The organism is Amycolatopsis sp. CA-211722, assembly GCF_056828465.1.
Map to the genome: position 1 here is coordinate 1,780,204 of NZ_CP184752.1, position 23,119 is coordinate 1,803,322.

The following is a 23,119-nucleotide window of genomic DNA, read 5'->3' on the forward strand; positions in this document are numbered from 1 at the left end:
GACTGGGCGAAAGGGCCGCCGGCGGCAGTGGTTATCCACAACGATGAACGCCTGTGGACAACGAGCGTTGAGTGTCCCCAATGCCACATTGGGGACGCCGAAAGGAGCGCTCAGCGAGTGGCGAGCAGCTCGGTCCAGCACTGCGCGAAATCCCCATCCCCCGAGCGCGCCCACGACCACGCCGAGCGGGCCGCCGAAGCGAGCTGGTCGCGGTCCGGGGTCGTCGCGGTTTCCAGCGCCGTCACCAGACGCGCCTCGACGGAGGTCGCCAGCGCCCGGTACGTCATATCCGTCCGGTAGCGGATTTTCGTTCGCACGTCGGTGAAACCGGCGGCCGTGACCGCGGCGGGCAGCGAGCGTCCGGCGAACGGGTCACCGCCCGCGCGGCGGCACAGCAGATAGTGACCGCGCAGGGCCGCGTCGACGTTCGCCGTCTTCGGCCGCAGCCGAGCCCGGCTCCAGTCCGATGTGGACAGTGCCAGCGTGCCGCCCGGTCTGAGGACGCGGCGGAGTTCCGCGAGCGCGGCGCCGGGTTCCCTCAGGTGTTCGAAGACGGCATGCGCGAAGACCACGTCCACCGACGCCTCGCCGAACGGCAGCGCGCACGCCTCCGCCACCAAGAAGTCCACTGTGGACTTTCTGTGCCCGTCGCCGATACCGAGGGTGATCGAACCCGGCCCGCAGCCGACGTCGACGCACCCCATCCCCGGCCCGAACAGCGGTTGCGCGAACACGGCCCGCTCGACCGCCTGACGCGCGAACCGCGCGGACACCGCGGCGCGCGGCGCGTTTCCCTCCAGCACCCCGCACACAGTACGGCTCTCCAGTGGCAGGATCGAGGGGTGAGCACGCAGCCAGGCACTGAATATCCGTCCGCGGCGGTCCCGGACCGCCTGTTCGACGACGCCGAAGCCGAGAGCAGGTGGCGGGCCCGCTTCCACGCGCCGCGCATCTCGGTGCCCGAATGGGCCATCGACGCCCCCGACGCCAACGTCTACGTCTCCAACGCCAGCGGCGTCTGGGAGGTCTACTCCTGGGACCGGTCGACCGGCGAGCACCGCCGCGTCACCGACCGGCCGAACGGCACCCTGCACGCGACCCCGTCCCCCGACGGCCGCTGGATCTGGTGGTTCAACGACACCGACGGCGACGAATTCGGCTCCTGGGTCCGCGAACCGTTCGCGCCGGGAGCCGCCGCGGAGCGCGCGGTGCCGGACGTCCACGACGGCTACCCCGCCGGGCTCGAGATCGGGACGAAGGTGGTCGCCGTCGGCGTCTCGACCGACGATGGAACCGAACTTTTCGCCCATATCGACGGAGAAACGACATCCTTCTACCAGCACGAGGACGACGCCGGGATCGCCTCGCTGTCCCGCGACGAGTCGCTGCTCGTGATCTCCCACTCCGAGCACGGTGATTCACGACACCCCGCGCTGCGCGTCCTGTCGACCGGCGGCTTCACGACGGTCGCCGACAAGTGGGACGGCGAGGGCAAGGGCCTCGGCGCGCTGGAGTTCTCCCCGGTCGAGGGTGACCAGCGGTTGCTGGTGCTGCACGAACGGCGCGGACGCGAAGAACTGCTGATCTGGGACACCGCCGCGGACACCGAGCTGGAGATCGAGCTGGATCTGCCCGGCGAGGTGGTCGCCGGCTGGTACCAGGACGCGCGGGCGCTGCTGGTCGTCCACTTCCACCAAGGCCGCAGTTCGCTGCACCGCTACGACCTCGCCAGCGGCGAATTGTCCTCTTTGGACACTCCGCCCGGCCGGATCGGGGGCGCGGGAGTGCGGCCCGACGGTACCGTCGAGTACTCGTGGTCCAGCGCCGCGCAACCGACGGCCGTACGCGCGCGGACGGCGGACGGCGACGACTCGGTACTCCTCGAACCGCCGGGCGAGCGCGCCCCGGGATCGGCACCGGTCACCGACGCGTTCGTCGACGGCATCGGCGGGCGGATCCACGCGCTCGTCTCCCGCCCGCCCGGCGCGCCGGAAGGCCCGCTCCCCACGGTCTTCTCCTTGCACGGCGGGCCGCACGCGGCCGACGAGGACCGCTTCTCCGCGTACCGTGCCGTCTGGCTCGACGCGGGATTCGCCGTCGTCGAGGTCAACTACCGCGGTTCGACCGGGTACGGCTCGGCGTGGCGTGACGCCATCGAAGGCCGCCCCGGCCTCACCGAGCTCGAAGACGTCGCCGCCGTCCACGACTGGGCCGTCCAAAGTGGACTGTCGGACCCGGAGAAGTGCGTGGTGAACGGCGCTTCGTGGGGCGGGTACCTGAGCCTGCTGGCACTGGGCACCCAGCCTGCGCGTTGGGCGGCGGGGATCGCCGGAGTGCCTGTCGCGGACTACGTCGCCGCGTACGAGGACGAGATGGAGCAGCTCCGCTCGTTCGACAGGGCACTGTTCGGCGGTTCGCCGGAGACGGTGCCGGCGGTGTACCGGGAATGCTCGCCGATCACCTACGTCGAAGCCGTGACGGCGCCGGTGCTGGTGCTCGCCGGGGACAACGACCCGCGCTGCCCGATCCGGCAGGTCGAGAACTATCTCGACAGGCTCGCGAAGCGGGAGCTCCCGTTCGAGTTCTACCGGTTCGACGCGGGCCACGGCTCGCTGGTGATCGCCGAGACGATCAAGCAGACCGCGATCGAGGTGTTCTTCGCGCAGCGGGCGGTCGGGCTTCGCTGACCCCGGCGAGGGGTCAGCGCTCGGAGAAGAGAGTCCCGCCGGACGCCCAGTGTTCGGCGGGAATCTCGTTGATGGTCACCCAGACGCCCTCGGGGTTGCCGCCGCAGGTGCGGACGAAGGCGTCGGTCACCTCGCGGACGAGGGCCTGCTTCTGTTCGGCCGTGCGGCCGGGGAACATCGAAACACTGATCATCGGCATGGCCGGAACTCTAAAGGCCGCGGTCGTGCTTCCGGAGCCTGTCCACCGCGTACGCGTCACCCTCGAAGGTGAGACGGGCGGCGTCGCGGCCGAAAACGAACAGCAGCAGCTCGATCGGCGCGCCGATCACGGTGACCGTGTCCGGGCCTTCCTTCACCCGCGCCTCGCGGCCTTCGGGGGTCTTCAGGATCACGCCGACCGGTGATTTCCGCAGGTTCAGCTTCGAGGCCTGCTTGGCAGACTTCCACGCCGCCGCGTCCCGCGCCGAGTCCGCCGGGCGCGGCTCCCAGCCGAGCTGTCCCCGGCGGACGTCCTCGTGGTGGATCAGGAACTCCGCGCTGTTCGCCAGCTCGTCGACCGCGCCGATCGACGTCGGCCAGAACCACGCGGGGCCGGACCGGACCTTGCCGACGACCTCGGACCACGGCCTCGCGGCATAGGAGTCCTGCACGCGCTGCGTGTACGACGCCAGCGCCGGGACCAGGATGCCGGGCGCCGCGTCGGGCCGCCGCTCGCGGACCAGCAGATGGGCCGCGAGATCCCGCGTCTTCCAGCCCGCGCACAGGGTCGGCGCGTCCGGGCCGACCTCTTCGAAAAGCTCGCTCAACGCACGACGTTCGTCTCCGGCGACTCCCATACCCCACGACGTTACGCGCCGGTAGGGCGCGGGGAAATCCGGCGTGACGCAGGGCACCCGGCTCAGTGATGGAACGCGGTCCGCGGTCGCGGGCCGTGATCGAGCTCGGGCAGCAGGCGGCGGAGATCGGCGAGCAGCAGATCGGCGAGGTCGTGCGTGAAACCGTTGCGCACCACGATCCTCAGCACCGCGAGATCGGTCCGGTTCTCGGGGAACGTGTACGCCGGGACGAGCCAGCCGCGTTCCCGAAGCCGCCGTGACACGTCGAAGACGTCGAAGCTCTCGACGTCCGCCTTCGTCGTGAAGGCGAACACGGGCAGCTGATCACCGCGGGTCAGCAGTTCGAACGGGCCGAGTTCGGCGATCCCGTCCGCCAGCTGGGTCGCGACGTCCCGCGAAGCCTGTTGCACCGCACGGAAACCTTCGCGGCCGAGCCGGACGAACGTGTAGTACTGCGCGGCCACCTCGGCGCCGGGGCGGGAGAAGTTCAGCGCGAAAGTCGGCATGTCGCCACCGAGGTAGTTGACGGTGAAGACGAGCTCCTCCGGCAGCGCCTCCTTGTCGCGCCACAGCACCCAGCCGACGCCGGGGTAGACGAGCCCGTACTTGTGCCCGGAGGTGTTGATCGACGCCACCCGCGGCAGGCGGAAGTCCCAGCTCAGCTCCGGGTCGAGGAACGGCGCGATCATCGCGCCCGAAGCGCCGTCGACGTGCACGGGGATGTCCCAGCCGGAGCGTTCCTGCAAGCCGTCGAGCGCCTCCGCGATCTCGGCGACCGGCTCGTAGCTGCCGTCGAAGGTGGAGCCGAGGATCGCGACGACGCCGATCGTGTTCTCGTCGCAGCGGGCGACCGCCTCGGCCGCGGTGAGATGGAACCGGTCGCCGTCCATCGGCACCAGCCGTGGCTCGACCTCCCAGTACTCGCAGAACTTCTCCCAGCAGACCTGGACGTTCGCGCCCATCACCAGATTCGGCTTCCCGGTGCGGCCCAGTTTCGACCAGCGGCGTTTCAGCGCCATCCCGGCGAGCATGCAGGCTTCCGACGAACCGGTGGTGGAGCAGCCCATGATCGCGGTGGGATCGGGCGCGTGCCACAGATCGGCGAGGATGTTCACGCACCGCCGCTCGAGTTCCGCGGTCTGCGGGTACTCGTCCTTGTCGATCATGTTCTTGTCGACGCATTCGGCCATCAGCTCGCGGGCCTCGGGCTCCATCCACGTGGTGACGAACGTGGCGAGATTGAGCCGGGCGTTCCCGTCGAGCATCAGCTCGTCGCGCACCAGCTGGAGCGCGGTGCCGGGTGGGAGCGGGTCTTCGGCGAGGCTGTCGTGCGGGAGGCGGATGTTCGCGGCGAGCGCGGGATACGCGCCGGCGTACAGCGGGTTGGCTCCGGTCTTGCGCTCCGGATCGGGAGCGGTTCCCTTGTGCAGCACCATGGACCGAACGTAGCCCGGCGCGCTGCCGGTGGCACCTCGATCGCCCGGGGCGTGCAATGAACGGGCCGTTCCTTGCGAAATTTGCAAGGAACGGCCCGTTCATGGCATTCGGGACCGGAGGGGGTCAGGCCTGCTGCGCCTGCCACATCCAGTGCGCCTTTTCGAGCTCCTGGGTGATCGCGATGAGCAGGTCCTGGGTGACCAGGTCGCTCTTGTCGGTCTCGTCGATGCGCTTGCGCAGCCGCTCGATCAGCGCCGCGAGGATGCCGACGATCGCGCCGACCGTGGACTCGACGGACTGCCAGTTGTCGGGGTAGTCCGGCAGGCCGGAGCTCTCCACGACGGCCTTCGCCTGGCCGTTCGGCGAGACACCGATGGCGTTGGCGCGCTCGGCGACCTCGTCGACGTACTGGCGCGCGGTGTCGACCAGCTCGTCGAGCTGGAGGTGCACGCTGCGGAAGTTCGCGCCGACGACGTTCCAGTGGGCCTGCTTCGCGATCAGCGACAGGTCCACCAGATCGACCAGCGTGGCCTGCAAGGCGTTACCGGTGATCTCCTTGTCGGCTTCGCTCAACGGACTCTGGATCGGAGACTTGCCCATTTTCGGGTCTTCCTTTCAGAAATCAGTCGGTTCGGGAAGGGACCTGCCGCGGCCGGGATCAGACCGTCGCGGACAGGGCGACCTCGATGTTGCCGCGGGTCGCGTTCGAGTAGAGGCACACCTGGTGCGCCTGCTCGACGAGCTGATCGGCCTGCGCCTGCTCCAGGCCGGGCAGCGAAACCTTGAGTGCCACGGCGAGACCGAAGCCCGCGCCCTGCTTGAGCACGCTGACCTCGGCGGTCACGGTGGAACCGTCCAGCGTCACCTTCGCCTGGCGCGCGACGAGCTGCAGCGCGGAGTGGAAACAGGCGGAATAGCCGGCGGCGAAGAGCTGCTCGGGGTTCGTCTTGTCCCCGCCGGGCCCGCCCATCTCCTTCGGGATCGCCAGCGACTCGTCGATGACGCCGTCCGAGGACGTGACCTCGCCGTTGCGGCCGTCGCCGCGAGCGGTGGCCACCGCGGTGTACAGAGCCTCAGCCATTCTTCGCCTACCTCCTGGTCTCAAGACACGCCCCGTTGAGCGTCTCGTCGGTGTCAACGTCCCGCAACCGCGAAACCTTGCCACCCCATGGCAGGCATCACGTCCGGGAATTACCCGGACGACGACCGGAACAAACCGCTTAGTGACCGGCGCGACTCAGCGCGAACTCGGCGACCTGGGTGCCGATCAGGCGGAGCGTGCGGACGCTCTTCTCGTCCGAGGCGCCGCCCGCTTCGTCGAACTTGGTCTCCGCGGTGTTGATCGAACCACCCAAAGGGGTGGCCCAGCCGCGCAGAGCGTGCGTGATCGTGCGCAACTGCTCCAGCGTGGTGACCGCGGCCTGCCAGCCGTAAGCGACGGCGGCGAGACCGACCGCTCGGCCGTCGAGATACGGGCGGGTGTCGTCGCGCAGCTCCTCGACGTAGTCCAGGGCGTTCTTGACCAGGCCGGACAACGCGCCGTGGTAGCCGGGCGAGACCACGACGATCCCGTCGGCGCGGCGGATCGCTTCGACGAGCCGGATGGCCCGCTCGTGCCGCTCCGCCGGCGCGGTGTCGTAGAACGGCAGCACCAGTTCGGGCCCGGAGATCAGCTCCGTGGTGACTCCGGCTTCGGCCGCGGCGCCGAGCGCGATGCGCAGCGCGCGCTCGGATTGCGAGCCCTCCCGGAGGGAGCCGCCGATACCGAGGACATGCACCGCGTTCGTCGAAGTCACGCTTTCGAGGCTAACCCCTCTACTTAAGTGGAGGACCAGGATCTGGAACGGAGGGCTGCGTCACACCCGTTCGCCGCAAGCCCGCGTTCCCCGCTGGACGGCTTACCTACTCGAAAGTAACCTGACGGGAAGCCCTCAGGAGGAAGCATGGCGATACCGCTCCAGATCCGTGCCGAGGCCGCGTTCTCGCAGCTGGCGTTCTGGCTCCCGAAGCCGGTCAGACGGGCCATCGCGGGACCGCCCCTCCGCCTGGACGGGCAGGAACTCGCGCTGGACGCCCAGCTCCTGCTCCGCCTCCAGAAGCTGGCGAAGGCGTCGCTGGTGCGGGGAACCGTCGAAGAGTCGCGCAGCATGCTCCTGGCGAGCAGGCATCTGGTCAGCGGGCCGACGATCGAACCGGTCGCCACCAGGGAACTGCTCATCCCCACGGGTGACGGCGACGTGCCGGCCACGCTCTACACCCCGGCCGGGCTGCCGGATCCGTCCGGGCTGCTGGTGTTCTTCCACGGCGGCGGCTGGGTGGTCGGCAGCCGCGTCTCCCACGACAACACCGTCCGCTACCTCGCGAAACAGGCGGGCGTGCGGGTTCTTTCGGTGGAATACCGGCTCGCCCCGGAGACGCGCTTCCCTGGCGCCACCGAAGACGCGCTCGCGGCGTTCGAGTACGCCTTCGCGAAAGCGCGGGACCTGGGCGCCGACCCGGCGCGTATCGCCGTCGGCGGTGACAGCGCGGGCGGGAACCTCGCCGCGGTGACGGCGCAGCAGGCGGTGAAACGCGGCGGCGGGGTACCGGCGTTCCAGCTGCTGTTCTACCCGGCGACCGATTTCACCGTGCGCCGCCGCTCCCGGGAATTGTTCGCGGAGGACCTGTTCCTCACCGATTCGGATATGACCTGGTTCGAAGGACATTACGTGCCGAAGGGCACCGATCTGTACAACCCGAAACTGTCACCGCTGCACGGTGACGTTTCCGGATTGCCGCCCGCGTATATCGCGACGGCCGGTTTCGATCCGCTGCGCGACGAGGGCGAGGCTTACGCGGAGAAATTGCGGAAGGCCGGGGTCCCGGTGGCGCTCAGCCGCCAGCCGGACCTGATCCACGGGTACATCAACTTCCTCGGCGTCGGACGACGGTTCCGCGAGGCGACGGCCGAAGCCGCGGGAGCCCTGCGGCTGGGGCTCGCGCCGAAGTGAAAGCCAGAGCCCGGGTGAGGAGGAATGTCCCCACCCGGGCTCCGGCCCCCATATCGTGGCCCGCCGCCCTGCACGGCGGAACCTGACGGCTCTCTAGCGACCCATGCCTGTCTCTCGGAAGCGCGTCAGCGCGAAGAGAGACTTCACCCGCGCGCCTCTTTTGGCCGGAGGCCACGGAAACCTTTTGTAGGGCGCCCCTACCTGCCTGCGTGAGCGGGCCTCGCTCCCGCGCCCTGCGAAAGGTTTCCGTCAGCGCGCGGCGATATCAGGGCGTGGGAAGCGGTACGGGCGGGACCGGCAGCGGCGGGACAGGGAGTCCGCCGAGCAGGCCCGCGAGAATGCCGGTCACGGCCGTGAGCAGGGCTTTCACCAGGTCGCTGACGATCTTCAGCGGTCCGGGAAGGTCCGGGAGCGAGGGGATCGGCACCGGCAACGGCGGCAGCTGACGCGCCTTCGCCGTCGGGTCGGCCAGCAGCCTGCTGGACTCGACGGAGCGGCCCTGGGCCAGGTCGCCGAGCTTCTGCGTTTCGGTCTGGATCTGGTAGCGCTTGCCCGCGGCGATGTCACCGAGGACGGGGCTGAGCTTGTCTAAGTCCGCCCGCGTCTTGGCGACGTCGCCGGCGTAGGCCACCTTGGTGAGGCCGTCCCGCATCTGCAGCACCTGCGCGGCGAGCGCCTGCGTGTTCGACGAGCCTTTTCCACCATCGGTACTGGCGGTCGCGGCGCCGGCCGAGGCCACCGCCAACAGACTGCCTGCGGCGACCGCGGCAATCGTCCGGGCAATGTTGCCTTTCATTCCCTTACCTCCTGGCCTCTGGGACCTGACGAGGTAAATCGATACCCGCCGTATCGGCCGAACACCACCCGATCACCGGTTGGAACACTTTTCTAACCCTTACGTGCCGGATTCAATCCAGCGGAAGACCCCCGCAATTGATTAACGGCGAAATCTTGCGCCTCCCCCTGAAGATCATCCTTTTCCCGCCGTTTTATGACCACCCGTGACCGATCTCCACCGTGGAGCGGCTCGTTCACCCACAGCGGTGTAAACGGTGATCGTTTGGCTTCATCACTCCGTCGGACAGGCGTGTCGCGCTGCTCCACTCGGGGTGTCCCCCACGTACGCCACGCCCTCTTCTGGTTTCACATGCGAGTGGGGACATGCGAACGCCCCCGGTGCGCGCACCGGGGGCGTTCTGTGGTGGGAACAGCCTCTGAAAGAGGTCCTTTACTCGCGGAAAGCGTCCGCGACCTTGTCGCCGAGGTCCTTGTCGACGTTGCGCCAGTACTCGAAGACCCGCTCGAGCACCGGGCGCGAGACGTCGTTCGAGGCGTGGCCGATGATGTTGCTTGCGAGCCGCTCGCGCTGCGCGTCGTCCATCACGTCGCGGACGAGCGTGCCCGGCTGGCCGAAGTCGTCGTCCTCGGCGTGGAGCTTGTACGCCGACCGGATGACCTCGTCCTCGACGCCGTAGCCCGAAGCGGTCTCGGAGGCGATCTCCGCGCTCGCGTGCGGGCCGCCGTAGGAGTTCGGCGCGTACACCGGGTCTCCCGGGTTGTTGTAGCGCATCGCGCCGTCACGCGAGTAGCTGTTCACCGGGGACTTCGGCGCGTTGACCGGCAGCTGGGTGTAGTTCGCGCCGATCCGGTAGCGGTGGGCGTCCGGGTACGCGAACAGGCGGCCCTGCAGCATCTTGTCCGGCGACGGGCCGATACCCGGCACCAGGTTGGACGGCTCGAACGCGGCCTGCTCGATCTCCGCGAAGTAGTTCGCCGGATTGCGGTCGAGCACCCAGCGGCCGACCTTGATCAGCGGGTAGTCGCCCTTCGGCCACACCTTGGTCAGGTCGAACGGGTTGAAGCGGTAGTCCGCGGCCTCGGCGTAGGGCATCACCTGGACGTACAGCGTCCAGCTGGGGTGGTTGCCCTGCTTGATGTTCTTGAACAGGTCGCGGATGTAGTAGTCGGAGTCCTCGCCGGCGATGCGGTCCGCGTCGGCCTGCGGGAGGTAGCCGATGCCCTGGTCGGTCTTGAAGTGGTACTTGACCCAGAACTTCTCGCCGCCCGCGTTCTCCCACAGGTAGGTGTGCGAGCCGAAGCCGTCCATCTCCCGCCAGTTCGACGGGATGCCGCGGTCGCCCATCAGCCAGGTGACCTGGTGCGCGGACTCGGGCCGCAGCGTCCAGAAGTCCCACTGGATGTCGTGGTCGCGCAGGTGGTTGTCGGCGCGGCGCTTCTGCGAGTGGATGAAGTCGGGGAACTTGATCGGGTCGCGGATGAAGAACACCGGGGTGTTGTTGCCGACGAGGTCGTAGTTGCCCTCGGAGGTGTAGAACTTCACCGCGAAGCCGCGCGGGTCGCGCCACGTGTCGGGCGAGCCGTTCTCGCCGGCGACCGAGGAGAAGCGGACCAGGCTCTCGGTGCGCACGCCCGGCTGGAACAGCGCGGCCTTCGTGAACTGACTGACGTCCTCGGTGACTTCGAGGAAGCCGTGCGCGCCGCCGCCCTTGGCGTGGACGACGCGCTCGGGCACCCGCTCACGGTTGAACTGGGCGTTCTTCTCGATCAGGTAGTGGTCCTGGAGCAGGATCGGGCCGTTGGCGCCTACCGTCAGGGAGTCGTTGTCGCTCGCGACGGGGATGCCCACGTTGTTCGTGGTCGGCAGAGTCACGCCGGTGCCTCCTGGTTCGTGGTGGTGAGCGGTCAGTCCTCCCCACCCTCTCGCCTAAACTGGAATCAGTCAAGAAAACCCCCCGGACCGGGTGACCCGCGCCTCCCGAAAAAAAACTTGCACGCGCGTACCAAGTTACGTTCTCATCGGACGTATGGCCCTCGCTCCGTATCGTCGCGTGTTAGCCGTGCCCGGAGTTCCCAGCTCGATGCTGCTGATGTTCCTGGCCCGGCTCCCGATGACGGCCATGGGCGTGACGATGACGCTGTACGTGGTCAACGACCTCGGCCGCGGCTATGGCGCGGCCGGGTTGATCGGCGCCGCCACCACACTCGGCAGCGCGCTCGGGGCACCGCTCGTCGGCCGGTACGTCGACCGCTACGGGCTCCGGCCGGTGGTCGCCATCTGCGGGCTGGCTTCGTCGACGTTCTGGATCAGCGCGCCGCATCTGCCGTACCCGGTACTGCTCGCGGTCGCGCTCCCCGCCGGTGTGCTCTCGGTGCCCGCCGGGACGCTCGCGCGGCTGGTGCTCACCGCGCTCGTGCCGCTCGAACAACGGCGGGCCGCCTACTCGCTGGACACGATCCTGGTGGAGGCCTCGTTCATGATCGGGCCGTCGGCCGGGATCATGGCGATCACGCAACTGCCCGCGGTCTACGCGCTCACCGGGATCGGGGTCTGCTTCGCGCTTTCGGCGACGCTGATCTACCGGCAGAACCCGCCGATCCGCGCCGAGGCCGACGCCGAGGTGTTCACCGGCGAGCGGCCGCCCGTGCGGAGCTGGCTCACCGGACGGCTCGTGATGGCGATGTTCATCGCCGCGGGCGCGCTGTTCTGCCTGGTCGGCATGGAGCTCGCCGCGCTGGCGACGCTGCGCGCGAGCGGGGACATCGCCTGGTCCGGGCTGCTGATCACGGTCATGTGCGTCGCGTCCGTCCTCGGCGGGGCGATCCACGGCGCGGTCCGGCGGTCGCTTTCGCAAGGCACGCTGATGCTGCTGCTCGCGGTGCTGACCCTGCCGGTCGGGTTGATCTCGGAGCCATGGTGGCTGCTGGCGATCGTGCTCTTCCCGAGCAACGTGCTGTGCGCGCCGACGCTCGCGGCGAGCACGGAGACGGTCAGCGCCGCCGCGCCCGCCCGTGTGCGCGGGGAGGCGATGGGCCTGCTGGACGCGGCCAGCCGGATCGGGCTGGCGATCGGGAGCCCGATCATCGGGTTCGTGATCGACCACTCCAGCCCCGGCTGGGGTTTCGCGGCCTCGGCGCTGGGCGCGCTGGTGATCGCTTCGGTCGGCCTGTTCTGGCGGCGCTCCCGGACCCCCGCCCAGGTGCCCGCGCTCACTTCCCCCTGATGCGTTTCGTCCTCTAGTTGCGGTCGTTGCACACGCAACTACCGCAACTAGAGGACGAAACGCGAGATGGGGCTAGGCGCAGACCTTCCGGAGGGCTTCCAGCTGCTCGAGGTTGCGCTTGGTCCAGTCCGCGACCTTGCCCGCGTCCTGGATGTTCTCCTTCTGCGCCTGCAGATACGAGTCGGCCATACCGGTGAGCGCACCCGCGACGTCCTGCTCGCCGACGCTGCCGGCCAGCTCACGCAGGCGCTTCTCCTTGTCGGCGGCGCGCTCCTTGAGCGTCGCCGGGTCCGGATTGAGGTCGGCGAGGCTGAGGGCCTCGGCGCAGGCGCTGACCTTCGTCGCCGCCTTGTTCGTCTGATCGACCGCGTTCGTGACCTCGCTGCAGCCCGCCAGCGCGAGCCCGGCGGCCACCAGGGGCGCCGCGATTCCCAACCTCTTCATGAGACCAAGCCTAGCGATTTCGTGGGTGGTATGTCGGGTTCCCCGGCCACCACCCACGAACCGCCCGGTAATTCAGCCCTTCACGCAGACGACCTGCTTGAGGTGCGCGACCACCTCGACGAGATCCGTCTGCGCCTTGATCACCGTCTCGATGTCCTTGTACGCGGCCGGAATCTCGTCCACCACACCGGAGTCCTTGCGGCATTCCACCCCCGCGGTCTGCGCCGCGAGATCCTCGGCGGTGTACAGCTTCTTCGCCTTGTTCCGCGACATCCGGCGGCCCGCGCCGTGCGACGCGGACTGGAAGGACGACTCGTTCCCGAGACCGCGCACGATGTACGAACCGGTGCCCATGCTGCCCGGGATGATCCCGAGATCACCCGAACCCGCGCGGATCGCGCCCTTGCGGGTCACCAAAAGGTCGACGCCGTCGTAGGTCTCTTCGGCGACGTAGTTGTGGTGGCAGCTGATCGCGTCGTCGAACGTCGTCTGCGGCACGACGTCCTTCAGCGCCTGCTTCACGAGCGCGACCATGGTGGCGCGGTTGCGCGCCGCGTAGTCCTGCGCCCAGAACAGGTCGCGCCGGTACGCCCGCATCTCCGGCGTGCCCGCGACGAAGACCGCGAGATCCGGATCCGGCAGGTCCGCGTTGTGCGGCAGCTTCCGCGCGACGGCCATGTGCCGTTCCGCGAGTTCCTTGCCGATGTTGCGCGAACCCGAGTGCAGCATCAGCCACACCCTGCCTTCGTCTTCGCCGCCCTGATCCAGGCAGACCTCGATGAAGTGGTTGCCGCCACCGAGGCTGCCGATCTGGCGCGACGCGCGGTCGTGCAGGTCCTGGACGCCGGGATGCAGCTCGCCGAAGGACTTCCAGAACGCGTCCCAGCCACCGACACCGTGCACCTTCGCCGGGTTCACCGGGGTCTTGTGCAGGCCGAACCCGACCGGGACGGCCGATTCGATCCGGCGGCGGAGCTTCAGCAGGTCGTCGGGCAGGTCGGCGGCGGTGAGCGAGGTCCGCACCGCGCTCATCCCGCAGCCGATGTCCACGCCGACGGCGGCCGGGGACACCGCGTCGCGCATCGCGATCACGCTGCCGACGGTCGCGCCCTTGCCGTAGTGGACGTCGGGCATGACCGCGACGCCGTGCACCCACGGCAGGTTGGCGACGTTGTGCAGCTGTCGCATGGCTTGGTCCTCGACCGATGTGGGATCCGCCCACATCCGGATCGGAACCCGCGAGCCTTCGACCGCCGTGTACATGATTTTCCCTTCGTGGAAACGTTTGTCGCCACAGAGCATGCACTGACCGACGGCCTCCGACAAACACAATTAGCGCGTGAAGGCCCCCTTCCCTCGGCTGAGCCGAGGGAAGGGGGCCTTCACGCGCGAGCGGATGTCAGGAGTTCGCGGCGACCAGTTCCGCGATCTGCACGGCGTTGAGCGCCGCGCCCTTCCGCAGGTTGTCGTTCGACAGGAACAACACCAGACCGCGGCCGCCGTCGACGCCCGGGTCCGTCCGCAGGCGCCCGACGTACGACGGGTCCTGGCCCGCGGCCTGCAGCGGCGTCGGGATGTCCGACAGCTCCACGCCGGGGGCGCCGGTCAGCAGTTCGGTCGCGCGGGCGACCGAAAGCGGCTGCGAGAACTCGGCGTTGATCGAGATCGAGTGCCCCGAGAACACCGGCACCCGCACACACGTGCACGAGACCAGCAGCTCCGGGATGCTGAGGATCTTGCGGCTCTCGTTGCGGAACTTCTTCTCCTCGTCCGTCTCGAACTCGCCATCGTCCACAATGGACCCGGCCAGCGGGAGGACGTTGTGCGCGATCGGCCGCGCGTACTTCTTCGGCTCGGGGAAGTCCACCGCCGAACCGTCGTGGGTCAGCGCGCCCGCGTTCGCCGCCGCCGCGGCGAGCTGGCCTTCCAGCTCCTCCACGCCGGCGAGCCCGCTGCCGGACACGGCCTGGTAGGTGCTGGCGACCAGGCGCACCAGGCCCGCTTCGGCGTGCAGCGGCTTGAGCACCGGCATCGCGGCCATGGTGGTGCAGTTGGGGTTCGCGATGATCCCCTTGCGCGCTTCCTTGACCGCCTCCGGGTTGACCTCGCTGACGATCAGCGGGACGTCCGGGTCCATCCGCCACGCCGACGAGTTGTCGATCACCGTGGCACCGGCGGCGGCGAACCGTTCCGCCTGCGCCTTGGAGGTCGAGCCACCGGCGGAGAACAGCGCGATGTCCAAACCGGACGGATCCGCGGTCGTCGCGTCCTCGATGACGATTTCCCCGTCACGCCAAGGAAGCTTCGAACCGGCGGACCGCGCCGAAGCGAAGTACCGCATTTCGGCGACCGGGAAACCCCGTTCCGCCAGCAGACGGCGCATGACACCGCCGACCTGGCCGGTCGCCCCGACCACGCCTACCCGCAAACCTTCGGACATCAGCGACCACTCCCCGCGTAGACGACGGCTTCTTCGTCGCCGCCGAGTTCGAACGCCTCGTGGATCGCGCGCACCGCGTCGTCGAGCTGCGCGTCCCGGATGAGCACCGAGATCCGGATCTCCGAGGTGTTGATGATTTCGATGTTGACGCCCGCCTGCGCGAGCGCTTCGCAGAACGTCGCCGTGACACCGGGGTGCGAGCGCATCCCCGCGCCGACGAGCGACACCTTGCCGACGTGGTCGTCGTAGAGGACCGACTCGAAGCCGATCTCGTCCTTGATCTTCTCCAGCGACTGCACGGCCTTGGCCCCGTTGGCCTTCGACAGCGTGAAGGTGATGTCGGTGCGGCCGGACGAGGTGCTGGACACGTTCTGCAGCACCATGTCGATGTCGATCTCGTTGTCGGCGATCACGCGGAAGATCCGGGCGGCGGCGCCGGTGGTGTCGGGCACGCCGGTCACCGTGATCTTGGCTTCGGAGCGGTCGTGCGCCACACCGGTGATCAACGCTTGTTCCACGGGGATCTCCTCGATTGAACCGGTCACCGTGGTGCCCGGCTTGTCACTGTAGGAAGAACGGACTCGGATCGGGACGCCGTAGCGGCGCGCGTACTCCACCGAGCGCAGGTGCAGGATCTTCGACCCGCTCGCCGCCAGCTCCAGCATCTCCTCGTAGGCGATGGTGTCGAGCTTGCGCGCGTCGGACACGACCCGGGGATCGGCGGTGTACACACCGTCCACATCGGAATAGATCTCGCAGACGTCGGCGTTCAGCGCGGCGGCCAGCGCGACGGCGGTGGTGTCCGAACCCCCGCGGCCGAGGGTGGTGATGTCCTTGGTGTCCTGCGACACGCCCTGGAAACCGGCCACCAGCGCGATGTAGCCCTGGTCGAGGGCTTCCGTCACGCGGCTGGGGCTGACGTCGATGATCCGCGCGTTGCCGTGCACCGACGTCGTCACCACACCGGCCTGCGAGCCGGTGAACGACCAGGCCTCCGCGCCCTGCGCCGAAATCGCCATCGCCACCAGGGAGTTGGAGATGCGCTCACCTGCGGTGAGCAGCATGTCCATCTCGCGTTCCGGCGGCGCCGGGTTGACCTGCTGAGCCAGGTCGAGCAGCTCGTCGGTCGTGTCGCCCATGGCGGAGCAGACGACGACCACGTCGTTGCCCGCCTTCTTGGTGGCGACGATGCGTTCCGCGACGCGTTTGATCCGGTCGGCACTTTCCAGCGACGAACCGCCGTACTTCTGGACCACGAGGGCCACGCCCGAACCTCCTCGACGGGCCGGGCGTGCTCCTGGTGGGCACCGAGGAGCCCCCGCGTCCCTTATTTGGGCGAAAGCCTACCGGGGTGACGCACGCTCGCCACCCTCGTAAGTGGTCCTGACCACCACTTCGAGGACTCTTGGAAGTAAATCTTCCTTAACACCAACGAAATAGTCGGAGGGCTTTCACTTTAGTGACGGAGAGCACCCCCTTGTTATCGTCCGTCGGTGCACAAACCCGCCGAGACAAGTACCCCGATCGCGTCGATCCTGGCCCATCGCTGGAGCCCACGCGCTTACGACGAGTCAGCGATCGTCACCGATGACCAGCTCCGCGCCCTGCTCGAAGCGGCTCGTTGGGCGCCGTCGTTCGGCAACACCCAGCCCGCCCGTTACCTGGTCGGCCTGCGGGGCACGCCATCGTTCGACCGCATCCTCTCGACGCTCAACTCGGGCAACCGCGCGTGGGCCCATCGCGCCGGGCTGCTGCTGATCGGCGTGATGGTGACCACGAACGAGAAGGGCGACGTCCCGTACGCCGAGTACGGGCTGGGGCTGGCGAGCGAGAATCTCGTGCTCCAGGCCGTCGAGCTCGGCCTGATCGCGCACCAGATGGCGGGCTTCTCCGCCGAAGCGGCGAAGGACTTCTTCGGCCTCCCCGAGGACGTCGTCCCCAAGGTCGCGATCGCCGTCGGCTCGCCCGCGGACCCCTCCGTGCTCGAAGAGGACTGGCGCGTCGAGCGCGAGAAAGCACCACGCGAGCGAATCCCGCTGGCCGAATTCGCCTACGCCGACGCCTGGGGCACGAGCGCCTTCTCCGACTGAGGGAGCCATCGCAGAGCGAGGGCCCCTAGCCCGACGTGCAGCAGGCTGAGCACCGCGACGGCGGTGTGCAGACCCGAAACGAAGGCCTCCTTCGCGTCAAGAGCGTTCGCGGGCGCGATATCGAGGGTTTCGCCGAGTGTCGGCGCGAGGCCCGGTCCGGCCAGGCGGAACACCAGCGCGGCGAGCGAGCCCATGAGCGCGATCCCCAGGGCGTTGCCGATCTCGTTGCTCGTTTCCGCGATCGCGCCCGCCGCTCCCGCGCGCTCGGCGGGCACCGCGGCGACGGCCGTGTCCGCCACCACGCTGAACGAGATGCCGTAACCGACACCGGCGACCACCGTCGAAGCGACGTACCAGCCCACCCCGCCCGTGACACCGGTCATCAGCAGCAGCGCCAGCCCGGCGGCGATGGAGAAATGGCAGGCGATCAGTGCCGCGCGTGCGCCGATCCGGTCGACCAGCGCCGGCGTGACGACGCACGTGAGCGTGAGCACGGCCGCGCCCGGCAGCGCCAGCAACGCCGCGTGCAGGACCGGCAGGCCGAGCACGGACTGCAGCAAGATTCCCGAGAGGTACGCCGAGGCCGACCACGCCGCCAAGGGCACCAGCCCGGTGACGATCGCGATCGTGAAAACGCGGTCGCGGAACAGGGCGAAGTCGATCAGCGGGTACTCCAGGCCCCGCTGACGCCGGGCGAACCACACCAGCAGCCCGGCGCCGGCGATCGCCGCGGAGACCGCGGTGACGGACAGGCCGTCGGCGGCCGCGTGCTTGATCCCGTAGATCGCGAGCAGCAGGCCGGCCGCGGAGAGCACGACGCTCAGCATGTCGACGCGCCCCTTCCCGGTGGCCCGCACCTCCCGCAGCAGGATCGGCGCGAGCGCCAGGAACACCGCGATCACCGGCAGGTTGACCAGGAAGACCGAGCCCCACGGGAACCGTTCCAGCAGGACACCGCCGACGACCGGGCCGATCGCGAACCCGGCGGCGAACGCGGCCGCGAAGATCCCGATGGCCCGCGCCCGGAGTCGTGCGTCGGGGAAGAGCTCGCTCAGCACCGCGAGCGCGGACGGCAGGAGGGTCGCTCCGGCCAGCCCCATCAGGGCACGGAACGCGATGAGCAGTTCGGGGTTCGGGGCGAACGCCGCGCCCGCCGAACCGGCGCCGAACACGGCGGCGCCGATCATCAGCAGTTTCAGCCGTCCGTACCGGTCGCCGATGTTGCCGAACGCGATCAGCAGCGAGCCGACCGCGAAGCCGTAGACGTCGAGGATCCACAACGCCTGATCGGCCGTGGGGGTCAGCGCCTGGCTGATCCTGGGCATCGCGAGGAACAGGATCGACCCGTCCATGGAGACCAGGAACACCGGGCAGAGGATCACCAGCAGGCCGAACCAGGCCCGGGAATGCTGTCGTGTCATGGCTTCGACGCTGTACCGGCTTCGGGAGAGCAGCCATCCCCGTGCCATGGGTACACCCGGCAGGTACACCCACAGGACGTGCGAACTCCTTAGGCTCGGAGGCATGGAGAGCCTCGGCGTTTACCTCAAGAGCCGTCGTGACCGGGTGACCCCCGCCGAGATCGGCCTGCGGACGTACGGCACTTCGCGCCGCGTGCCCGGTCTGCGCCGCGAGGAACTCGCCCAGCTCGCCGGGGTGAGCGCCGGGTACTACACGCGGCTGGAGCAAGGACTCGCCGAGACCGCTTCACGGCAGGTGCTCGACGCGCTCGCCCGCGCGCTCCGGCTCGACGACGTCGAGACCGGCCATCTGCACAACCTCGCCCGGCAGACCGCGCTCCCGAAGCTGTCCGACCCCGGTCCGGAAGATCCGCACCCACGGGTCCTCGCGCTGCTGGAGAACCTCGGCGAAGCCGTGCCCGCCCTCGTCTTCGGCCGCCGCGGCGACGTGCTCGCGTGGAACCACGCCGGGCACACGCTCATGGCCGAGCACCTCGATTTCGACGCGCCGAAGGATCCCGAACGACGGCCTTCGCTGCCGCGCATGTTCTTCCTCGACCCGCTGACCCGCGATCTTCACCGGAACCGGGCCGAACTCGCGCCGATCCACGTCGCCTATCTGCGGCTGACCGCGGGCCGCTATCCCACCGACGCGCGCCTCGCCGGGCTCATCGGCGAACTTTCGATGCGCAGCGACGAATTCGCGACCCTCTGGGCGACCGGCGACGTCGCCGACTGCACCGTCGGCGCCATGCACCTGCGGCATCCGACGGTCGGCGCGGTCAGCGTCGACTACCAGGTGTGGCTCCAGCCCGACAGTCCCGACCACCGGCTGGAGATCTACACGCCGAAGGACCCCGGATCGGCCGACGCGCTGAAGATCCTTCGCTATTGAGCGGTGGGGCGAAGGTGGCCTTCACAGACTTCGGCAGGGGAAGTGCCGGTACGGCGCTGGGGCCCGGTACCGCTCACACTCTGGCTAACCTGGGGTCATGGGGGCCTTTCGCAGCGTTCTCCGCAACGAATCCCGCACGATGGCCGGCCTCTGGCTGTATCTGAGGCGCCGGAAGGACGGTGTCGACGGGGACGCCGTCGCGGTGCCGTACGGCGCGAACGGGAAGTCGATCTTCGTCGTGCTCGCGGTGGTGAGCGCAGTCGAAGCGGGTCTCTTCTGGCTGATCGACTTCGGCCTCGTCGTCGATCTCCTGCTGCTCGCCCTCGGCGTGTACTCGGCGCTGCTGGTGTTCGGGGTCTACGCCGGCACCGTCGTCCGGCCGCACGTGATCTCGTCGCGTGAGGTGCGGGTGCGCTACAGCTCGTTTTACGACGTGCGGATCCCTCGGGAGAACGTCGTCGCGCTGCGGCATGTGAAGGAGAGCCACGACCCGCTCAAGGCACGGAAGTTCCGCGACGGAACCTGGCTCAGTCACGACAGCTTCTACGAGACGAACCTGATCGCCGAACTGCGCGAGCCGGTCACGGTGACCCGGCCGCTCGGCGCGACCGAGACCGTCCGCGTCGTGAAGTTCCAGGCGGACGACCCGAAGGCCGCTGTCGAGGCCTACGAACGGCTCTCCCCCGACCGCATTTAGTCCTCTAAATGCGGTAGTTGCACGCGCAAGGACCGCATCTAGAGGACTAAACGCGGCTAGGCGGCGCCGCCCACCCGCCGGATGATCTTGGCGAGGATCCCGGTGACGACCATCCAGAAGACGGCGGCGATGCCGTAGTTGACCAGCACGCGCAGCTTGGCGTCTTCGGGCATGAAGAGGTCCTTGAAGCCGAGCAGGAGCCCGTCGGCCCAGCCGCGGACGAACGACACGATGCCGTTGTCGGGGTTCGCCTCGCCGATCACGAAGACGACGTGCAGCACGAGGATGGCCGCGAAGATCAATCCGACCCAGCGGACCACGCTCGCCAGGATCCCGGCCGCGCGGCCGCCGCCCGCTCGCCAGTCGACCTTGCGTCTGGTCGGCTGATCAGCGGTTTCCTTCTCTTCAGCGTGCTCGCCCATGCCGGGCAGTGTGGCACGCCGCCTGGTCCGATTGCTACCCGCGAGTAACCCGAATGGGCGCCACTTGAGTCACGGTTCGATCGCGGCCCGGGTTTCCTTTCGGGAGATCGCGCGGTTAAGGTGGCGTCGTGGCTCGAGCTCTCCTGCTTCGCTGCCGCGACGGGGCCTGATCGGACCGGCTCCCCGTCGCGGGGCTTCGTGGTGCCGGTCGTCGCACCCGATTCTTCAGGAGAACCGTCCCCTCATGAGCATCCGCAAGCCCACCCGTCCTGCCCCTTCCGAGCAGGCTTCGTGGAACACCCAGCGCGGCACTTCGATGCCGGTACACCGCTATCGCCCCTGGTACGACCTGGTCGAGGACATCTCGCTGCCCGACCGCACCTGGCCGGACAAGCGCATCGAGCGCGCGCCGCTGTGGTGCGCGGTCGACCTGCGTGACGGCAACCAGGCCCTGATCGACCCGATGTCGCCCGCGCGCAAGCGCAAGTTCTTCGACCTGCTGGTCCGCATGGGCTACAAGGAGATCGAGGTCGGTTTCCCGGCGGCCTCGCAGACGGACTTCGACTTCGTCCGCGAGATCATCGACGAGGGCGCCATCCCGGACGACGTCAGCATCCAGGTGCTGACCCAGTGCCGTCCGGAGCTGATCGAGCGCACCTTCAAGGCGCTCGAAGGCGCGCCGCGCGCGATCGTCCACATCTACAACTCGACCTCGATCCTGCAGCGTCGCGTCGTGTTCCGCGAGGAGCGCATCGGCATCACGAAGATCGCTTCGCAGGCCGCCGAGCTGGTCGTCGACTACGCGGCGAAGCAGCCGGACACCGACTTCCGCTTCCAGTACTCGCCGGAGTCCTACACCGGCACCGAGCTGTCGTACGCGCTCGAGGTCTGCAACACGATCACCGAGATCTGGCAGCCGACGCCGGCGAAACCGGTGATCCTGAACCTGCCCGCGACCGTCGAGATGGCGTCGCCGAACGTCTACGCCGACTCGATCGAGTGGATGCACCGCAACCTGGAGCGCCGCGATTCGGTGATCCTGTCGCTGCACCCGCACAACGACCGCGGCACCGGTATCGCCGCCGCCGAACTGGGCTTCCAGGCCGGCGCGGACCGGATCGAAGGCTGCCTGTTCGGCAACGGCGAGCGCACCGGCAACGTCGACCTGGTCGCGCTGGGCATGAACCTGTACAGCCAGGGCGTCGACCCGCAGATCGACTTCTCCGACATGGACGAGATCAAGCGGACCGTCGAATACTGCAACCAGCTGCCGGTGCACGAACGCAGCCCGTGGGCGGGCGACCTGGTGTTCACCGCGTTCTCCGGCAGCCACCAGGACGCGATCAACAAGGGCCTCGACGCGCTGAAGGCCGCCGCCGACAAGGTCGGGACGCCGGTCGACGAGCACCCGTGGGAGGTCCCGTACCTGCCGATCGACCCGAAGGACATCGGCCGCAACTACGAGGCCGTGATCCGGGTGAACTCGCAGTCCGGCAAGGGCGGCGTCGCCTACATCATGAAGGCCGAGCACCAGCTCGACCTGCCGCGGCGCCTGCAGATCGAGTTCTCGAAGGTCGTCCAGCGCCACACCGACACCGAGGGCGGCGAGGTCGACCCGGCCACGATGTGGAACGCGTTCTCGGCCGAATACCTGGAGCTGAAGACGCCGCTGGAGCTGGTGCGCCAGCACGTCCGGGACAACGGGGACGGCGAGTACGACATCACCGCCACCGTGCGGGTCGAGGGTGACGAGCACGAGGTCACCGGGCGCGGGAACGGCCCGATCGCGGCGTTCTTCGACGCGCTGTCGACCGTCGGGTACGACCTGCGGCTGCTGGACTACAGCGAGCACACGCTCTCGCCGGGCGACGACGCGCGGGCCGCGTCGTACATCGAGTGCGCGATCTCCGACCGCGTGTATTGGGGCATCGGGATCGACCCGTCGATCGTGACCGCTTCGCTGCGGGCCGTCGTGTCGGCCGTGAACCGCGCCAACCGGTAAATCCGCTTTGCGCGTGAAGGCCTCCTTCCCTCGGCTGAGCCGAGGGAAGGAGGCCTTCACGCGCTTCTACAGGCCTTTCACCGCGGCCAGGACGTCGGCCGGGTCGGTGCGCGTCGTGTAGTCCGGGTGGACGTCGATGTACCGGATGACGCCTTCGCCGTCCACGACCAGGACGGTCGGATAGGGCAGCTCCCATTCCGCCGCGCCGTTGATCTTCTCGACGTCGCCGATGAGCGTGTCGAAAGCCGGCTTCGTCTCCGGGGCCAGCCGGAACGTGATGCCGAGCGCGCGGCCGAGCTCGTTGTCCACATCGGACAGGACAGGGAACTCAAGATCCTTTGTGGACAGTGAGCCGTCCGGAAGCTGCGGGCTGACCGCGACCAGCTTGACGCCCAGCTTCTCCAGCTCCGGCACCAGCTCCTGCTGATACGTGCGCAGCGCCAGGTTGCAGTACGGGCACCACGCGCCGCGATAGAACACCACGACCGCGGGTCCGTCCGCGACCCGGACCCGCTCGCCGCCGGCGTCCGGCAACGCGAGGTCCGGCATCGGCGTCCCCGGCTTCGCGGCCGCGTCGGCGACCACTCCGACGAAGGCCGCACGATCGGCCTTGAGCACCTCGACGACCTCGGCCGGGACATGGTTCGCGACGGATTCGCGCAGCTCGGCGAGGTCGGTGTTGAGATCCCCCATCGTC

At 68.8% G+C, this 23,119-nt stretch carries 23 protein-coding genes; 7 read left to right on the forward strand and 16 right to left on the reverse strand.

Annotated features, from left to right (window positions below):
* Nucleotides 1-110: 110 nt before the first annotated feature.
* Nucleotides 111-803 carry a methyltransferase domain-containing protein gene (locus tag ACOCEP_RS08765; protein ID WP_482336787.1) on the reverse strand — a complete coding sequence of 231 codons (693 nt, stop codon included), beginning with the start codon at nucleotides 801-803 and terminating at the stop codon, nucleotides 111-113.
* A gap of 39 nt (nucleotides 804-842) precedes the next feature.
* Here ACOCEP_RS08765 and ACOCEP_RS08770 point away from each other — a divergent pair, with 39 nt between their 5' ends.
* Nucleotides 843-2,687, forward strand: a complete 1,845-nt coding sequence (locus tag ACOCEP_RS08770; RefSeq protein ID WP_482336788.1) for a S9 family peptidase — start codon at nucleotides 843-845, stop codon at nucleotides 2,685-2,687.
* Nucleotides 2,688-2,700: 13 nt separating this feature from the next.
* Here ACOCEP_RS08770 and ACOCEP_RS08775 read toward each other — a convergent pair whose 3' ends face one another.
* The 6 genes from ACOCEP_RS08775 to ACOCEP_RS08800 form a co-directional block, all read right to left on the reverse strand.
* Nucleotides 2,701-2,886 (reverse strand): 2-hydroxymuconate tautomerase, encoded by a 186-nt coding sequence (locus tag ACOCEP_RS08775; RefSeq protein WP_016337898.1) that lies wholly within the window; start codon nucleotides 2,884-2,886, stop codon nucleotides 2,701-2,703.
* Nucleotides 2,887-2,896: 10 nt separating this feature from the next.
* Nucleotides 2,897-3,523, reverse strand: coding sequence for a TIGR03085 family metal-binding protein (locus ACOCEP_RS08780; RefSeq protein ID WP_482336791.1), 627 nt, complete (start codon nucleotides 3,521-3,523; stop codon nucleotides 2,897-2,899).
* 62 nt (nucleotides 3,524-3,585) lie between these two features.
* Nucleotides 3,586-4,959, reverse strand: a complete 1,374-nt coding sequence (gene gad, locus ACOCEP_RS08785) for a glutamate decarboxylase (protein ID WP_482336793.1) — start codon at nucleotides 4,957-4,959, stop codon at nucleotides 3,586-3,588.
* Nucleotides 4,960-5,083: 124 nt separating this feature from the next.
* Complete coding sequence (locus tag ACOCEP_RS08790; protein ID WP_465366428.1) at nucleotides 5,084-5,560, reverse strand: Dps family protein; 477 nt, start codon at nucleotides 5,558-5,560, stop codon at nucleotides 5,084-5,086.
* Nucleotides 5,561-5,618: 58 nt separating this feature from the next.
* Nucleotides 5,619-6,041, reverse strand: a complete 423-nt coding sequence (locus ACOCEP_RS08795; protein WP_482336795.1) for an organic hydroperoxide resistance protein — start codon at nucleotides 6,039-6,041, stop codon at nucleotides 5,619-5,621.
* 139 nt (nucleotides 6,042-6,180) lie between these two features.
* Nucleotides 6,181-6,756, reverse strand: a complete 576-nt coding sequence (locus ACOCEP_RS08800) for an NADPH-dependent FMN reductase (RefSeq protein WP_482336797.1) — start codon at nucleotides 6,754-6,756, stop codon at nucleotides 6,181-6,183.
* Nucleotides 6,757-6,903: 147 nt separating this feature from the next.
* Between ACOCEP_RS08800 and ACOCEP_RS08805 the strand changes: the two genes are divergently transcribed.
* Complete coding sequence (locus ACOCEP_RS08805; RefSeq protein ID WP_482336798.1) at nucleotides 6,904-7,950, forward strand: alpha/beta hydrolase; 1,047 nt, start codon at nucleotides 6,904-6,906, stop codon at nucleotides 7,948-7,950.
* 265 nt (nucleotides 7,951-8,215) lie between these two features.
* On the opposite strand, the gene ACOCEP_RS08810 is transcribed toward ACOCEP_RS08805, so the two are convergent.
* Both ACOCEP_RS08810 and ACOCEP_RS08815 read right to left on the reverse strand, forming a co-directional pair.
* Complete coding sequence (locus ACOCEP_RS08810) at nucleotides 8,216-8,746, reverse strand: hypothetical protein (protein ID WP_219147444.1); 531 nt, start codon at nucleotides 8,744-8,746, stop codon at nucleotides 8,216-8,218.
* Between the two features lie 432 nt (nucleotides 8,747-9,178).
* Complete coding sequence (locus ACOCEP_RS08815) at nucleotides 9,179-10,621, reverse strand: catalase (RefSeq protein WP_482336800.1); 1,443 nt, start codon at nucleotides 10,619-10,621, stop codon at nucleotides 9,179-9,181.
* Nucleotides 10,622-10,829: 208 nt separating this feature from the next.
* On the opposite strand from ACOCEP_RS08815, the gene ACOCEP_RS08820 reads away from it, so the two are divergent.
* Nucleotides 10,830-11,972 (forward strand): MFS transporter, encoded by a 1,143-nt coding sequence (locus ACOCEP_RS08820; RefSeq protein WP_482339652.1) that lies wholly within the window; start codon nucleotides 10,830-10,832, stop codon nucleotides 11,970-11,972.
* A 72-nt stretch (nucleotides 11,973-12,044) separates the two neighbouring features.
* On the opposite strand, the gene ACOCEP_RS08825 is transcribed toward ACOCEP_RS08820, so the two are convergent.
* The 4 genes from ACOCEP_RS08825 to ACOCEP_RS08840 form a co-directional block, all read right to left on the reverse strand.
* A complete protein-coding gene (locus tag ACOCEP_RS08825; RefSeq protein ID WP_482336801.1) occupies nucleotides 12,045-12,416 on the reverse strand; it encodes a hypothetical protein in 372 nt (123 codons plus the stop codon).
* A gap of 72 nt (nucleotides 12,417-12,488) precedes the next feature.
* Nucleotides 12,489-13,679, reverse strand: coding sequence for an RtcB family protein (locus tag ACOCEP_RS08830; protein ID WP_482336802.1), 1,191 nt, complete (start codon nucleotides 13,677-13,679; stop codon nucleotides 12,489-12,491).
* A gap of 136 nt (nucleotides 13,680-13,815) precedes the next feature.
* On the reverse strand, nucleotides 13,816-14,856 hold the full coding sequence (locus tag ACOCEP_RS08835) for an aspartate-semialdehyde dehydrogenase (protein WP_482336804.1): 1,041 nt from the start codon (nucleotides 14,854-14,856) through the stop codon (nucleotides 13,816-13,818).
* Nucleotides 14,856-16,121 (reverse strand): aspartate kinase, encoded by a 1,266-nt coding sequence (locus ACOCEP_RS08840; protein WP_034314653.1) that lies wholly within the window; start codon nucleotides 16,119-16,121, stop codon nucleotides 14,856-14,858. Before ACOCEP_RS08840 ends, ACOCEP_RS08835 begins: the two co-directional genes overlap by 1 nt.
* 228 nt (nucleotides 16,122-16,349) lie before the next feature.
* Here ACOCEP_RS08840 and ACOCEP_RS08845 point away from each other — a divergent pair, with 228 nt between their 5' ends.
* The gene (locus ACOCEP_RS08845; RefSeq protein WP_482336806.1) at nucleotides 16,350-16,946 is read left to right on the forward strand and encodes a nitroreductase family protein; all 597 of its coding nucleotides are present in this window, start codon (nucleotides 16,350-16,352) and stop codon (nucleotides 16,944-16,946) included.
* On the opposite strand, the gene ACOCEP_RS08850 is transcribed toward ACOCEP_RS08845, so the two are convergent.
* Nucleotides 16,907-18,367, reverse strand: coding sequence for an MFS transporter (locus ACOCEP_RS08850; RefSeq protein ID WP_482336808.1), 1,461 nt, complete (start codon nucleotides 18,365-18,367; stop codon nucleotides 16,907-16,909). The two genes, ACOCEP_RS08845 and ACOCEP_RS08850, sit on opposite strands and share 40 nt — an antisense overlap.
* Before the next feature lie 103 nt (nucleotides 18,368-18,470).
* Between ACOCEP_RS08850 and ACOCEP_RS08855 the strand changes: the two genes are divergently transcribed.
* Both ACOCEP_RS08855 and ACOCEP_RS08860 read left to right on the forward strand, forming a co-directional pair.
* A complete protein-coding gene (locus ACOCEP_RS08855; protein WP_482336810.1) occupies nucleotides 18,471-19,301 on the forward strand; it encodes a helix-turn-helix transcriptional regulator in 831 nt (276 codons plus the stop codon).
* Nucleotides 19,302-19,398: 97 nt separating this feature from the next.
* Nucleotides 19,399-19,998: a hypothetical protein gene (locus ACOCEP_RS08860; RefSeq protein WP_482336811.1), complete on the forward strand. Its 600-nt coding sequence runs from the start codon at nucleotides 19,399-19,401 to the stop codon at nucleotides 19,996-19,998.
* 56 nt (nucleotides 19,999-20,054) lie between these two features.
* Here ACOCEP_RS08860 and ACOCEP_RS08865 read toward each other — a convergent pair whose 3' ends face one another.
* Nucleotides 20,055-20,420 carry a hypothetical protein gene (locus tag ACOCEP_RS08865; RefSeq protein WP_482336813.1) on the reverse strand — a complete coding sequence of 122 codons (366 nt, stop codon included), beginning with the start codon at nucleotides 20,418-20,420 and terminating at the stop codon, nucleotides 20,055-20,057.
* A 244-nt stretch (nucleotides 20,421-20,664) separates the two neighbouring features.
* Here ACOCEP_RS08865 and leuA point away from each other — a divergent pair, with 244 nt between their 5' ends.
* Nucleotides 20,665-22,422, forward strand: a complete 1,758-nt coding sequence (gene leuA, locus ACOCEP_RS08870; protein WP_482336814.1) for a 2-isopropylmalate synthase — start codon at nucleotides 20,665-20,667, stop codon at nucleotides 22,420-22,422.
* A gap of 66 nt (nucleotides 22,423-22,488) precedes the next feature.
* Here leuA and ACOCEP_RS08875 read toward each other — a convergent pair whose 3' ends face one another.
* On the reverse strand, nucleotides 22,489-23,115 hold the full coding sequence (locus ACOCEP_RS08875; protein ID WP_482336816.1) for a peroxiredoxin-like family protein: 627 nt from the start codon (nucleotides 23,113-23,115) through the stop codon (nucleotides 22,489-22,491).
* Between the last annotated feature and the right edge of the window lie 4 nt (nucleotides 23,116-23,119).

Coding starts and splice junctions, on each gene's coding strand:
- ACOCEP_RS08775 (WP_016337898.1), bottom strand. CDS start 2,886: ATGCCGATGATCAGTGTTTCGATGTTCCCCGGCCGCACGGCCGAACAG.
- ACOCEP_RS08780 (WP_482336791.1), bottom strand. CDS start 3,523: ATGGGAGTCGCCGGAGACGAACGTCGTGCGTTGAGCGAGCTTTTCGAA.
- gad (WP_482336793.1), bottom strand. CDS start 4,959: ATGGTGCTGCACAAGGGAACCGCTCCCGATCCGGAGCGCAAGACCGGA.
- ACOCEP_RS08790 (WP_465366428.1), bottom strand. CDS start 5,560: ATGGGCAAGTCTCCGATCCAGAGTCCGTTGAGCGAAGCCGACAAGGAG.
- ACOCEP_RS08795 (WP_482336795.1), bottom strand. CDS start 6,041: ATGGCTGAGGCTCTGTACACCGCGGTGGCCACCGCTCGCGGCGACGGC.
- ACOCEP_RS08805 (WP_482336798.1), top strand. CDS start 6,904: ATGGCGATACCGCTCCAGATCCGTGCCGAGGCCGCGTTCTCGCAGCTG.
- ACOCEP_RS08810 (WP_219147444.1), bottom strand. CDS start 8,746: ATGAAAGGCAACATTGCCCGGACGATTGCCGCGGTCGCCGCAGGCAGT.
- ACOCEP_RS08820 (WP_482339652.1), top strand. CDS start 10,830: ATGCTGCTGATGTTCCTGGCCCGGCTCCCGATGACGGCCATGGGCGTG.
- ACOCEP_RS08825 (WP_482336801.1), bottom strand. CDS start 12,416: ATGAAGAGGTTGGGAATCGCGGCGCCCCTGGTGGCCGCCGGGCTCGCG.
- ACOCEP_RS08830 (WP_482336802.1), bottom strand. CDS start 13,679: ATGTACACGGCGGTCGAAGGCTCGCGGGTTCCGATCCGGATGTGGGCG.
- ACOCEP_RS08835 (WP_482336804.1), bottom strand. CDS start 14,856: ATGTCCGAAGGTTTGCGGGTAGGCGTGGTCGGGGCGACCGGCCAGGTC.
- ACOCEP_RS08850 (WP_482336808.1), bottom strand. CDS start 18,367: ATGACACGACAGCATTCCCGGGCCTGGTTCGGCCTGCTGGTGATCCTC.
- ACOCEP_RS08855 (WP_482336810.1), top strand. CDS start 18,471: ATGGAGAGCCTCGGCGTTTACCTCAAGAGCCGTCGTGACCGGGTGACC.
- ACOCEP_RS08860 (WP_482336811.1), top strand. CDS start 19,399: ATGGGGGCCTTTCGCAGCGTTCTCCGCAACGAATCCCGCACGATGGCC.
- ACOCEP_RS08865 (WP_482336813.1), bottom strand. CDS start 20,420: ATGGGCGAGCACGCTGAAGAGAAGGAAACCGCTGATCAGCCGACCAGA.
- leuA (WP_482336814.1), top strand. CDS start 20,665: ATGAGCATCCGCAAGCCCACCCGTCCTGCCCCTTCCGAGCAGGCTTCG.
- ACOCEP_RS08875 (WP_482336816.1), bottom strand. CDS start 23,115: ATGGGGGATCTCAACACCGACCTCGCCGAGCTGCGCGAATCCGTCGCG.